Below are 13,126 nucleotides of genomic sequence, written 5' to 3' on the forward strand. Positions count from 1 at the left end.
CCTGCATTCCCGAAACACCTAACTATGATTTAAAAAAAAAAAGCTGAAACCATTGATATTAATAGGTTTTAAACACTCTCGCCATTACATAAACCTAGTTATGTGTTATACTATACATAACTAGGAGGCGGCAGAATGGCTATTATAAACCAGTTTGATAAACGAAGTGGCATTACCTATGTTTACGAATCCATATCCTATTGGGATAAGGAAAAGAAACAACCCCGGGCGAAACGCACACTGATCGGTAAGCGTGATTCTAATACAGGAGAAATCATTCCGACCGATGGTCGTGGCAGAAAACACAAGGAGGATCCGGAAGCTGCTAACTCAAGGAAACCAGGACCGGTACCTATCGAAATAGCTAGCCGCAGGTTTTACGGTACCACATATCTACTGGATGAGATTGGTAAAAAACTGGGTCTAACAGAAGATCTTAAGCAATGCTTTCCCGCTAGCTACAAACAAATCCAATCCATTGCTTACTATATGATTCTTGAATCTGAATCCCCGCTTTTTTGTTTTGAAAAATGGAGCACACTTCATAAGCATCCCTATGATAAAAATATTTCTTCACAGCGCAGCAGTGAACTTTTTTCAGATATTTCTGAAGAAGAAAGAACAAAGTTCTTTATGCTTCAGGAGAAACGACGCTCCGGAGATGAATACTGGGCTTATGATACTACCTCAGTGTCCAGTTATTCCCAAACGCTTCGCCAAGCTCAATATGGCAAAAACAAGGAAGACGATAGACTGCCTCAGATTAACTTGGCACTCGTATTCGGTGAAAAATCCGGTCTTCCTTTCTATTATCGAAAGCTAGCCGGCAACATTCCGGATGTGCGGACTGTTCAAAATCTTCTAGCGGATTTTGCAGTTCTCGGCTTTGATAAAGTGAAACTGGTCATGGACCGTGGATTTTATAGCGAGGCGAATGTCAACGGCCTTCTTAAGGAGCACTTGAAATTCATTGTTGCGATTCAGACAAGCAATTGCTTTGCACGCAAAGCAATCGATACCGTTTATGACAACTTCCGTTCTTTCGAGAACTTCGATGAGCAGCATGAATTGTATTCCAAGACTGTCCTTTCAGAATGGGAATATAAGCAAGAACGCCCCTACAAGAAGGATGTTCTCACAGATAAAAAGCGGGTTTATTTACACATTTACTTCAACATCGATAAGTTTGCTGAAGATGAAACCAACTTCGATCGTAAACTTATGGCTATGCGGAAGGAGATTCTGAGTGGCAAACGTGTTGCGAAACATGAGCGATTCTACAAGCAGTATTTCCAAATTAAAGAAACTCCGATTCGTGGCTTACAGGTTACTGTTATAGAAGATGCAGTGAAGGCGACAAAACGTTATTATGGCTACTTCACTTTGATATCCAACGAAAAGATGGATGCCATGGCCGCACTGGAATTATACAGAAACAAAGATCTCATCGAGAAAGCCTTTGGTAATATTAAAGACCGCTTAAATCTTCGCCGCCTATTGGTGTCATCTGAGAAAAGCCTTGACGGAAAACTCTTCGTTGCATTTGTCGCGCTCATATATTTATCTTATCTCAAAAAACACATGCATGAAGCAGAACTTTATCAAAACTATACGATTCAGTCTGCCTTGGATAAACTTGATATTATAGAATGTTTTGAGTATCCAGGCTACGACCTTAGGGTCGGTGAGGTTCTTACAAAGCAAAAACAAATTTACGAAGCACTAGGCATCACCCCGCCTGCATAGTTATGTGTTGGCGGGAATCCAGGATATACGGGCACTGTTTCATGGCTGGTGCGTCAATCGCTTATTTAGAAAAATATGATAATAAACAATGTGTTTCTATTATAGAAAAGATAAAGGCTATTCTAGTATTTTTTTCATTAATATTTTTTATTGGAGAACAATTTCTCTTGCACGATTGGCAATCTGGAATTTTTTTCGTAATCTCAACAGCGGTCGTGGTTTTAGCTATCTTTTATCATAATAGAATCGGCAACATGTCGAACGGTATTTCATTTCTTAAGCCATTTAGCTTTATTGCAACAATATCGTATCCATTGTATCTGTTACATCAGAATATTGGCTATATAATTATCAGAACCTTAGATAGCTATGGCCTTTCAAATGAATATTTTCTTATTATTCCTATTGGTATGGTAATTGTGCTTGCTTACAGTTTACACAAATTTATTGAAAAACCAATTTTAAAAATTAGTAACACGATATGTAGAAGAATTTGAGGTATCATCCTTTTTGCTTAATAAAGGAACGACCTCCATTAGGGAGTAGTGTTATGAAAGTAGTATTTGTTTCAAATTATCTAAATCACCATCAGATACCGTTTTGTACATATATGAAGAATCATTGTGAGCAATTTGATTTTATTGCATCAGACATAGAAAGTATCCAAGGATATCAAGAAATATCAAATGCTGATTATGTTTCTATTTACAATGAGCAGAGTAAATCTTCAATTATTGAAAAAATATTACAGGCTGATTTTGTTATTTTTGGGAGTTCACCACATGAATTGATTCAATTACGCATGGCAGAAAATAAACTCTCTTTTCTGTATTCGGAACGATTTTATAAAAAAGGTGTATGGAGAAGATGGAATCCAAGAACCTTTATAAAGCTATATGATAGAATTATAAAATATCGAAAATCGAACATGTACGTATTATGCGCAAGTGCATTTCTTCCATATGACTTAAAATTAATTGGTTTCCCACTGAATAAGTGTTATAGATGGGGCTATTTTCCTGAAGTAGTCCAGAATGATTTGGATAGTCTACATAATAAAAAGAAAAGAGAAGATGGAAAAATTTCGCTAATATGGGTGGGTAGGTTAATTAAATTCAAGCATCCAGAAGTAGTAATCAAACTTTCGGAATATTTGAAGAATGCGGGATATCTCTTTGAGGTGACCATTATTGGAGATGGGCCGATGAGAAGTTCTTTACAAAAAAATATTAATGAAAAAAAACTAGCAGACTACATTCATATGGTAGGCTCAAAGAACAAAAAAGAAGTGCGTGAATATATGGAAAAATCTAGTATATTCCTGTTTACTAGCGCTCGTGGAGAAGGCTGGGGGGCAGTACTCAATGAAGCAATGAGTAGTGGGTGCACACCTGTATGTAGTCATGCTATTGGTTCAGTGCCATTTCTGTTACGAAATAATGAAAATGGTTTGATTTACCATTATGGAAATCAGCATTCTATAGTATCAGCGGTAAAAAAATTATTAGATGATCCCGAGATGTGTAAAAAATTGGGAGAAAACGCATATCAAGATATGGTATCCTTGTGGAATGCAGAAATTGCTGCGAAAAGACTTTTACTTTTAGGCAGTAATTTATTATCGGGTAAGGAAAGCGAATATGAAAGTGGTCCATGCAGTAAAGCAACGCTGATAAAAGATGATTGGCTGTAAGAAACCAGAACAACAATCTGAGTTTTGGATGTTGTAGGATAGAATTATATTATTCATGTGTTTTATGATTATTAGAAGTTAGGTAGTGAGAAAACTACTTAGTCTAAATTCTAATTGGTTTAATGTCAAAAATAAAAATCCAATTATGAGCATCAAAAAATAAATTATAGAGCAGAATGTATATGTTTTTTTACAGAAAAAAAATTTAATGATTATCGGTGGTTCAGGCGCTTTTGGAAATGCAGGCTTAAATTGCTTTCTTCAAAAAATATTAGAGAAGTTCGTATTTTTCTAGATACAAAAAGAAGCAAAGTTATATGCGCCATGATTTTAGACCAAATTGCCTGAATTTTCTGAAAAAGTTTTGTTATATTTTTTGGAGATGTTCGTGATCTTGAATCCGTAAAAGGTAGTATGTTATGTATGGAGCGGATTATCTTCTCATGATGCAGCATGAGAAGGGGGAATTGCTTGTGAATTCTTCACAATAGATTGGAATCGGACACATGTTATCAGTAAAGATGATGTTGTAAATGCTACTTATGCAATTAAAGTAATATGTATCATCAAAGCTAAAGAATAAAAAATAGCTGTTACTATATCCAGAATGTTATGAAATACCATACGGTATGATATCTAATTTACTGTGCAGCCGTGAAACTGTTAGTAGATATTTATAATAACTAAAAATTATACGTTATTATATTGTTTGTATGAATATATAAACTTTTGTTGAAAGTTTGTGAAAAATACCAATAAAATATAAAGTGGGGAATAAATATGTTCAAAGATAAAACTTTATTAATAACAGGTGGTACAGGATCATTCGGAAATGCGGTACTAAAGAAATTCTTGGATACGGATTTGAAAGAAATTCGTATTTTCTCACGCGATGAAAAGAAACAGGATGACATGCGTAAAAAGTACAATAATCCAAAGATAAAATTCTACATTGGAGACGTTCGTGATGTGAACAGTGTCCGAAATGCCATGTATGGCGTAGATTATATATTCCATGCAGCTGCATTGAAACAAGTGCCATCTTGCGAATTTTTCCCGATGGAAGCAGTAAAAACGAATGTATTAGGGACAGATAATGTGTTAACTGCGGCGATTGAAGCGGGCGTAAAAAAAGTAATCTGTCTATCTACAGATAAAGCGGCCTATCCTATCAATGCCATGGGGACTTCAAAAGCTATGATGGAAAAAGTGTTTGTGGCAAAATCACGCAATGTGGATCCGGAAAAAACATTGATCTGTGGTACTCGTTATGGCAACGTAATGGCATCGCGCGGTAGTGTAATTCCTTTATTCGTAGAACAGTTGAAAAAAGAAAAACCATTGACCGTAACGGAAGGATCTATGACTCGCTTTATGATGAGTTTAGAAGAAGCTGTTGATTTAGTTATGTTCGCATTTGAGAATGCAGAACAAGGGGATATCATGGTGCAAAAAGCACCAGCGGCCACTATCAATACATTAGTTGAAGCTGTCCAAAGAGTATTCGGCACAAATCTGCCAGTCGAAAGCATGGGTATCCGCCATGGCGAAAAAATGTATGAATCTTTGCTGACAAAAGAAGAAGCAGCTCATGCAATTGATATGGGTGGTTTTTACCGGGTACCATCTGATAAACGTGACTTGAACTATGGTAAATTCTTTGAAGAGGGAAGCCAAGAAGCTGTTCATTTAGATGAATATAATTCCGATAATACAGAACAACTGACCGTTGAAGGTATGTTAGAAAAATTATTGAAACTTGATTATATACAAAAAGAATTAAAAGGATGGAATCTTTAATGAAGGTTTTAGTTACTGGATCTAACGGCTTCATTGGCAAAAATCTAATTGCTGAATTGGAAGCAACGACAAAGCATGAAATTTTATCTTACGATAGAGATACAGATGTATCATTGTTGGATTCTTATTGTGAAAAAGCTGACTTTGTTTTCCATTTAGCAGGGGTGAACCGGCCGGAAACCGAAGCAGAGTTCATGATGGGAAACTTTGGATTTACATCAACCTTGTTGGATGCCTTAAAAAAACATAACAATACTTGTCCGATAATGATTTCTTCATCAATCCAAGCTGCATTAAGTAATCCGTATGGTGAAAGTAAAAAAGCTGGCGAAGACTTATTGAAGGCTTATAGTGATGAAACCGGTGCTGAAGTTTTGATTTATCGTTTTCCGAATGTCTTTGGTAAATGGTGTCGTCCTAACTACAACAGTGCTGTAGCAACTTTCTGCCATAACATCGCACGTGACCTACCAGTTATGGTGAATGATCCTGATGTTACTCTGAATTTAGTCTATATTGATGATGTCGTAAAAGAATTGGTTTACGCATTGGATGGGAAAGAAAATCGTCAAGGAGATATCTGTGCGGTGTCAACGATACACATTGTAAGATTGGGTGATATCGTTAGTCTATTGGAATCTTTTGAAGCAAGCCGTGAGGAACGTTCAATTCCAAATATGGCGGATGCTTTTACGAAGAAATTATACAGCACTTACTTAAGTTATTTACCAAAAGATAAATTTTCATATCCATTAAAAATGAATGTTGACCAACGAGGCTCCTTTACAGAAATTATTCGTACTCCCGATCGAGGTCAAGTGTCCGTAAATATTTCAAAACCAGGAATTACAAAAGGAAATCACTGGCATCATACGAAAAATGAGAAATTTTTGGTTGTCAGTGGAACAGGTGTGATCCGCTTCCGCAACCTATATTCAAAAGAAGTGATTGAATACTTCGTCAGTGGTGAAAAGATGGAAGTGGTGGATATTCCTGTAGGGTATACGCATAATATTGGAAATCTTGGTAGCACAGATATGGTAACGATTATGTGGGTAAACGAATCATTTAATCCAGAAGAGCCGGATACTTATTACTTGGAGGTTTAAGAAAAGATGAAAAAATTAAAAGTGATGACGGTTGTTGGGACGCGTCCTGAAATAATTCGGTTGTCTGCTGTGATGAATCGTTTGGAGGAATCTGAAGCAATTGAACACATTGTCGTACATACAGGACAAAACTATGATTATGAGTTGAATGAAGTCTTTTTCCAAGATTTCCATTTAAATAAACCAGATTATTTCTTGAACGCAGCTACAGGAACGGCAGTTGAAACTATCGGCAATATCTTAGTGAAAATTGATCCGATATTAGCAGAAGTTGAGCCGGACGCTTTATTGGTTCTTGGTGATACAAATAGCTGCCTTTGCGCTATTGCAGCGAAACGCAGACATATCCCTATATTCCATATGGAAGCGGGGAATCGTTGCTTTGATCAACGTGTTCCGGAAGAAACAAATCGTAAAATCGTTGACCATACAGCAGACATTAATTTGACTTACAGCGATATAGCACGTGAATATTTGTTGGCGGAAGGACTGCCTGCTGATCAAATCATAAAAACTGGTAGCCCCATGTTTGAAGTACTGGCTTCACGAAAAGAAGATATCGCCAAGTCTGACGTGCTAACTCGTTTGGGATTAAAAGAGAATAACTTTTTTTTGATTTCCGCTCACCGTGAGGAAAATATCAATTCGGATAAGAATTTCATGGGATTGGTGAATAGTCTAAATGCTATTGCAGAAACTTACGACATGCCAGTTATCGTCAGCACGCATCCACGTACCCGTAATAAGATTGAAGAAAAAGGAATCACGTTCCATCCACAAGTGCAATTGATGAAACCAATGGGATTCAATGATTATAATCATTTGCAAATGCATTCTAAAGCAGTGTTGAGCGATAGCGGCACAATTAGTGAAGAGTCATCTATTCTAGGATTCAGAGCGTTAAATATCCGTGAAGCACATGAACGCCCAGAAGCAATGGAAGAGACCAGTGTCATGATGGTTGGTTTAAATAAAGAACGTATTATGCAAGGATTAGTCATTTTAGAATCACAGAAGGAAAACACGCTACGTTACGTAGCTGACTACAGCATGCCAAATGTATCGGATAAAATTTTACGTATCATCCTTTCATATACTGATTATGTAAATAGAGTTGTTTGGAGAAAAGATGATGCTGAAGGGATGAAATAACTGATGAGAAGACCGTTTAATCAAGAATACACGTATCTGATTACCGGAGCGGCTGGCTTTATTGGATTTTTTTTAGCCAAAAGACTATTAGAAAATGGATGCAAAGTTGTTGGAATTGATAATGTTAATGACTATTACGATGTTAATCTTAAAAATGCCCGGTTAGAAAAATTAATTTCTTTTGAAAATTTCACGTTTATTGATGGGGATATTTCTGATAAAGAAATGGTTTTGAATACTTTTATTGAGCATAAGCCTAACATTGTGATTAACTTAGCTGCTCAAGCTGGAGTACGATATTCTATTGAGAATCCGGATGTATATATTCAAAGTAATATCATAGGTTTTTTTAATATCCTTGAAGCCTGCAGATTCCATCCAGTGGACCATTTGATTTATGCTTCTTCGAGTTCCGTGTACGGGTCCAATAAAAAAGTTCCATTTGAAGAATCTGATTTTGTGGATCATCCGGTTTCTTTGTATGCTGCAACGAAAAAATCAAATGAGTTAATGGCACATACATACAGTCATCTGTATAAAATCCCTTCTACTGGTCTGAGGTTCTTTACTGTATATGGCCCAATGGGAAGACCTGACATGGCCTATTTTGGTTTCACAGATAAGTACTTTAATGGTGAATCCATCAAGATTTTCAATAACGGTGACTTTGAAAATGATTTGTATCGCGATTTCACTTACATCGACGACATCGTTGAAGGAATCGTAAGATTGATAGATCATCCACCAGTAGATGATGTTCCGAGTGCAGTGTTCAATATTGGTAATAATAATCCAGAGAAGCTTATGGTATTTATCGGTACATTAGAAAAATGCCTTAGCAAATCACTTAACCGTGAGGTAGTTTTTGACAAAGTATTTGAACCAATTAAACCTGGTGATGTACCAGCAACATATGCTTCAACGGATCTTCTGCAAAAAGCTGTGGGATTCAAGCCGAAAACTTCTATTGAAGAAGGTCTACAACAATTTACGGACTGGTATGTTGATTATTATAATGTGAAATAATAAATGAATCTAGGTAATGGGAGATGTACAACTTGAAGATTACGGTAGTCGGAACAGGTTACGTAGGATTATCCAATGCAATACTATTTGCACAAAACAATGAAGTTAAAGCACTGGAAATCGTTGAAGAGAAAGTTAATCTGATTAACCAGAGAAAATCTCCTATTGTTGATAGAGAGATAGAAGAATATCTTGCGACAAAAGAGTTAAACTTAACAGCCACCACTGATAAGAGTGAAGCTTATAAGGACTCTGAATTTGTGGTCATCGCAACTCCAACAAACTACGACGAGAAGAAAAACTTCTTTAATACTTCTTCTGTGGAATCAGTCATTGAAGATGTCCTGAAGTATAGACCGGAAGCAACTATGATCATTAAGTCAACTATTCCAGTTGGATATACAAAAGAAATCAGAGAAAAATATGGGGTAGCTAATATCATCTTCTCACCTGAATTTTTAAGAGAAGGCAAAGCGTTGTATGACAATCTTTATCCTTCCCGTATTATTGTCGGAGAAAAGTCAGAGCGAGCTGAGAAGTTTGCGAATTTACTTGTACAAGGAGCTTTAAAAGAGGATATTCCAGTATTGCTAATGGAATCCACTGAAGCTGAAGCCGTTAAATTGTTTGCAAACACTTATTTGGCTTTACGTGTGGCGTATATTAATGAATTAGATACCTATGCTGAAGTTAGAGGTTTAGACACAAAAGCAATCATTGACGGAGTTGGTCTGGATCCAAGAATCGGAACGCATTACAATAACCCCTCGTTTGGATATGGTGGATACTGCTTACCAAAAGATACAAAACAACTATTAGCGAACTTTGAAGATGTTCCGAATAACATCATCGGTGCAATTGTCGATTCTAACCGCACGCGTAAGGATCACATTGCTGATATGATTATTCAACGTAATCCAAAAGTGGTTGGGATTTATCGGTTAACAATGAAATCTGATTCAGATAACTTCAGATCGTCTTCCATCCAAGGAATTATGAAACGCATCAAAGCAAAAGGTATTGAGGTCGTTGTGTATGAACCAGCATTAGATGACGAAACATTCTATAGTTCAAGAGTATTCAGGAATTTAGATGAATTCAAATCATTGTCTGATGTCATCGTATCAAACCGTTTTGCACCAGAATTAAAAGATGTTGAAGAGAAGGTATACACTAGAGACTTATTCCATGAGAACTAAATAGTAAATTTTTATAAATTCAGAATAAGCTGCAACATTATGCTTATTCTGGAATTTTTATCTTATGGAAAGTAAGCGTTTTTTTTATGATATGTTTTTTTTGTTTGATCAGAAAATTAATATTATTTCGAAGGAGTAATCGTTCACATGCAGAAAGTCAGAAAAGCAGTAATCCCAGCAGCCGGATTCGGCACGCGTTTTTTACCGGCTACAAAGGCTATGGCGAAAGAAATGTTGCCGATTGTCGATAAGCCGACCATCCAATTCATCGTCGAAGAAGCCATCGCTTCCGGCATCGAAGAAATTCTGATTGTCACAGGCAAAAGCAAGCGGGCCATAGAAGACCATTTCGATTCCAATGTCGAGCTGGAGATGAACCTGCGCGAAAAAGGCAAGCACGAGCTGTTAGCCTTGGTGCAGGAGTCGACAGGTGTTCGTATTCACTTCGTACGTCAATCTTATCCGCTGGGGTTAGGACATGCGGTATTGCAGGCGAAAGCCTTCGTAGGCGATGATCCTTTCGTGGTCATGCTCGGGGATGATCTGATGGAGGATGAAGTGCCATTGGCGAAACAATTGATCAACGCTTATGAACGGACGCATGCATCGAATATAGCTGTGATGGCGGTACCGCAGGAAGAAACATCCAAGTACGGCATCATCGACATCGCTTCCGAATTGGAACCAGGCTTATACAATGTCAGCCGCTTCGTGGAAAAACCGAAAGCGGAAGAAGCGCCGAGTAACCTGGCCATCATCGGCCGCTACCTGTTGACGCCGGAAATCTTCGAGATTCTTGAGAACCAAGCTCCTGGAGCAGGCGGCGAGATCCAATTGACTGATGCTATCGATACACTGAATCAAACGCAGCGCGTCTTCGCGAAACGATTTGAAGGCACCCGTTACGACGTCGGCGACAAGTTCGGTTTCATGACCACCAGCATCAACTACGGCCTGACCCATCCCGAAGTCAAAGATAAACTGAAGGACTTCATTATTGCGCTTGGGAAAGAGTTGTCTGGTGAAAAAGAAACAGATATTGTTTCAGCTGATATGGCAAGTCAAACGGTGAAGTAATGTTAGCTAATCACAACCATTAGTTTTTTCTATAATGAAAAACGCCGTTTTTCGGTTGTGTGCCAGTTCCGGTACAGTCAGGAGCGGCAACACCAGACAGCGTGAGGATATGTATAATATATATTGTTAATGATGTTACCACTCAAGGATAGAATATGAATGTCTGGGCATATTTGCCTTGATTTAGCATTAGATGCAAGGGAAGTTTCCTGCAAGCTGACATGCATAAAGTAAATGCGGATTGATCATAACCCATTTACTTTATGTATGGCTGTTATTAAATTTTTTGTGGTATTTGTATCAATGTTCGAATAGTTTAATCTAGTATCATCAAATTGGGGAACTATAATGAATGTATTACTATTCAACGCTATATATTCAACATATTAACGGAGTTTGTTTATTAAAAATATTAATTGAAATAATTTAAAAAAATTGCTTTTATTTTAAATTTAATTATGTTATTATATCTACAGAGTCAACTGAGGAAAGAAAAGCGTACGGAGTTGTAATCGCAAAAATAGAATATCAATAAACTTAATTAAACGAGAGTTTGTGTTGGAATACCCCCAAGTAAACTAAGTTGTTTAAGTGTTCCGGTGATATTCATATTTTTTTGCGATAATATGAAAGCGCATTCTTCCCTCTGGTAGGCTCAAAACTATTGTTAGGGGGGGTAATATGGACTTTGAAGTGATTTCGCCTTACTGTGGGATATACAGGGAAGAAAATACTGTCAATGTTTATTATCTGCAAACAGAAGATTTGGTAAGGGTATACGTTTTTAGTAACATCAAGGATGCGCAGGAGTTCTGTAATGCTGCAAAAAATTTGCTCGAGTTTATGGTCAACGTTCCGAAAGGGAAAGAACAACTCTACCATCAAGAATTTCTGGAACTAACCATCAAAAACAAAGAGTATGAATTGATTGTTTACGAGGCGATGCCTAAAGAAGAGAGAGAAGCAGGCTGACAGGGACAAATTACTTGGGGGAAGATATTAAACAGTTAGAATGCTCAATCTTGAACAACTGATAAGGGGGGAGTGGATAAGAACTATTGATCTAGCATTAGTTGTAAGCGTTTTAATGAGCTTTAAGGAAAATTACAAATTTGGGGGATTACAACAGAATGTCAAATTTCAAACTAGTCGCACCTTATTGTGGTGTCAGCAGATATGACAAAAGATTTTTCGTATACTACATGAATACAGAAGACAACCTACGCCGCGAGTATATATTCAATACGGATGAAGACGCAAATAATTTCAGTAATGCCATTGAGAACCTGGCCGTCTTCATGAAAAGCATTCCCGCACGCAAAAAAGAGGCGTACCATCAAGAATTCCTGGATCTGCTGCTCAGAGAAGTCGACCACAAATTGAACATCCGCACAAATCCACCTGAACCTACAGCCGCCGCATTTGCGCTCAAAGCGTAAGGCAATCATAAGTTCACACAACAAGAGGCACATCCCCAATTTCGGGCTGTGCCTCTTGCTGTATATATAGAAGAGTGCCAGTTATTCTTAGAACTCCGACCAACAGCATACAGTCCGGAGGACAGACGCCCATTGATCCCTCACCTCCGGAAAGAACCCATTGACCGGGGATTACCCTAATTCAGTTCACGTAACTACGATGAGCCAGTCCTTCATCGTAGTTACTCATCCATATACCAGCCTACCTCCGGCAAAGCAACCAGCACACTACTCAAGGTAGATACTTCCAGGGAGGGTGGTGTGATCCCTGAGTATTGCGAACAGATTGAGCCACCTGTGCGGATGATAGAGCCAGCGAGTGTGTTAACGCCGGTAGTAAAATGTAGGAAAACAACGGTTTGAAAAATGTCGGAAATCATACATTTTTTTGAATATACTTATTTCATCTCATCTACACAAGGAGGTAATGAGCATGAGAAAAGATATTCGAGAAGGAGTGAGGTTCTACATTATGAACGACATCAAACCAAATTTTGCACAGATGGCACGTCAATACGACAGTGATCCACGTACCATTAAAAAACACTTTGAGGAACAACAGAATCCTGAGTTGATTAAGCCCAGGAAACCCGTGCCGGAGAAAGCTGTCAGCGTCAAGTAGAATTGAACAGTTAACGCCAATTAATTTTGAACACTTTCGCTCACAAACATGCTCTGGCGATGCTTCATACGGTAGCTGGCTTCATTCATGTGAACGACCTCCGCTCGATGCAGAATACGGTCTAGGATAGCCATTGCGACTCCCTCATCGCCCAATAATTCTCCCCATTGGTCGGGGCTCTTATTGGAGGTCAAGATGATTGAACTCCGTTCATATAGATGATT

13 protein-coding genes are annotated in these 13,126 nt (G+C 37.9%); 12 read left to right on the forward strand and 1 reads right to left on the reverse strand.

Features of this window, described 5'->3' with window-relative positions; translation table 11 throughout:
• Nucleotides 1–135: 135 nt before the first annotated feature.
• The 12 genes from BMZ71_RS13390 (at nucleotide 136) to BMZ71_RS13445 (ending at nucleotide 12,902) form a co-directional block, all read left to right on the forward strand.
• Nucleotides 136–1,746 (forward strand): IS1634 family transposase, encoded by a 1,611-nt coding sequence (locus BMZ71_RS13390; RefSeq protein ID WP_093234139.1) that lies wholly within the window; start codon nucleotides 136–138, stop codon nucleotides 1,744–1,746.
• A gap of 41 nt (nucleotides 1,747–1,787) precedes the next feature.
• Nucleotides 1,788–2,243 carry an acyltransferase family protein gene (locus tag BMZ71_RS13395; RefSeq protein WP_086989339.1) on the forward strand — a complete coding sequence of 152 codons (456 nt, stop codon included), beginning with the start codon at nucleotides 1,788–1,790 and terminating at the stop codon, nucleotides 2,241–2,243.
• Between the two features lie 53 nt (nucleotides 2,244–2,296).
• Nucleotides 2,297–3,439, forward strand: coding sequence for a glycosyltransferase family 4 protein (locus tag BMZ71_RS13400; protein ID WP_086989338.1), 1,143 nt, complete (start codon nucleotides 2,297–2,299; stop codon nucleotides 3,437–3,439).
• A gap of 780 nt (nucleotides 3,440–4,219) precedes the next feature.
• On the forward strand, nucleotides 4,220–5,239 hold the full coding sequence (locus BMZ71_RS13405) for a polysaccharide biosynthesis protein (protein ID WP_086989337.1): 1,020 nt from the start codon (nucleotides 4,220–4,222) through the stop codon (nucleotides 5,237–5,239).
• Complete coding sequence (locus tag BMZ71_RS13410) at nucleotides 5,239–6,348, forward strand: capsular polysaccharide biosynthesis protein CapF (protein ID WP_086989336.1); 1,110 nt, start codon at nucleotides 5,239–5,241, stop codon at nucleotides 6,346–6,348. The genes BMZ71_RS13405 and BMZ71_RS13410 overlap by 1 nt, the downstream gene beginning before the upstream one ends.
• 6 nt (nucleotides 6,349–6,354) lie before the next feature.
• The gene (gene wecB, locus BMZ71_RS13415; protein ID WP_086989335.1) at nucleotides 6,355–7,500 is read left to right on the forward strand and encodes a non-hydrolyzing UDP-N-acetylglucosamine 2-epimerase; all 1,146 of its coding nucleotides are present in this window, start codon (nucleotides 6,355–6,357) and stop codon (nucleotides 7,498–7,500) included.
• Nucleotides 7,501–7,503: 3 nt separating this feature from the next.
• Nucleotides 7,504–8,526: a GDP-mannose 4,6-dehydratase gene (locus BMZ71_RS13420; RefSeq protein ID WP_086989334.1), complete on the forward strand. Its 1,023-nt coding sequence runs from the start codon at nucleotides 7,504–7,506 to the stop codon at nucleotides 8,524–8,526.
• 32 nt (nucleotides 8,527–8,558) lie between these two features.
• On the forward strand, nucleotides 8,559–9,725 hold the full coding sequence (locus tag BMZ71_RS13425; protein WP_086989333.1) for a nucleotide sugar dehydrogenase: 1,167 nt from the start codon (nucleotides 8,559–8,561) through the stop codon (nucleotides 9,723–9,725).
• Nucleotides 9,726–9,872: 147 nt separating this feature from the next.
• On the forward strand, nucleotides 9,873–10,802 hold the full coding sequence (galU, locus tag BMZ71_RS13430; RefSeq protein WP_086989332.1) for a UTP--glucose-1-phosphate uridylyltransferase GalU: 930 nt from the start codon (nucleotides 9,873–9,875) through the stop codon (nucleotides 10,800–10,802).
• A gap of 681 nt (nucleotides 10,803–11,483) precedes the next feature.
• A complete protein-coding gene (locus BMZ71_RS13435) occupies nucleotides 11,484–11,774 on the forward strand; it encodes a hypothetical protein (protein ID WP_086989331.1) in 291 nt (96 codons plus the stop codon).
• 158 nt (nucleotides 11,775–11,932) lie between these two features.
• On the forward strand, nucleotides 11,933–12,241 hold the full coding sequence (locus BMZ71_RS13440) for a hypothetical protein (protein ID WP_086989330.1): 309 nt from the start codon (nucleotides 11,933–11,935) through the stop codon (nucleotides 12,239–12,241).
• A gap of 472 nt (nucleotides 12,242–12,713) precedes the next feature.
• Nucleotides 12,714–12,902 carry a hypothetical protein gene (locus tag BMZ71_RS13445; RefSeq protein WP_086989329.1) on the forward strand — a complete coding sequence of 63 codons (189 nt, stop codon included), beginning with the start codon at nucleotides 12,714–12,716 and terminating at the stop codon, nucleotides 12,900–12,902.
• 20 nt (nucleotides 12,903–12,922) lie between these two features.
• Here BMZ71_RS13445 and BMZ71_RS13450 read toward each other — a convergent pair.
• On the reverse strand, nucleotides 12,923–13,126 hold a 204-nt coding region (locus BMZ71_RS13450), incomplete at its 5' end, for an ATP-binding protein (RefSeq protein ID WP_177187634.1).

Source organism: Trichococcus flocculiformis (assembly GCF_900113645.1).
Classification (GTDB): Bacteria; Bacillota; Bacilli; order Lactobacillales; family Aerococcaceae; genus Trichococcus; species Trichococcus flocculiformis.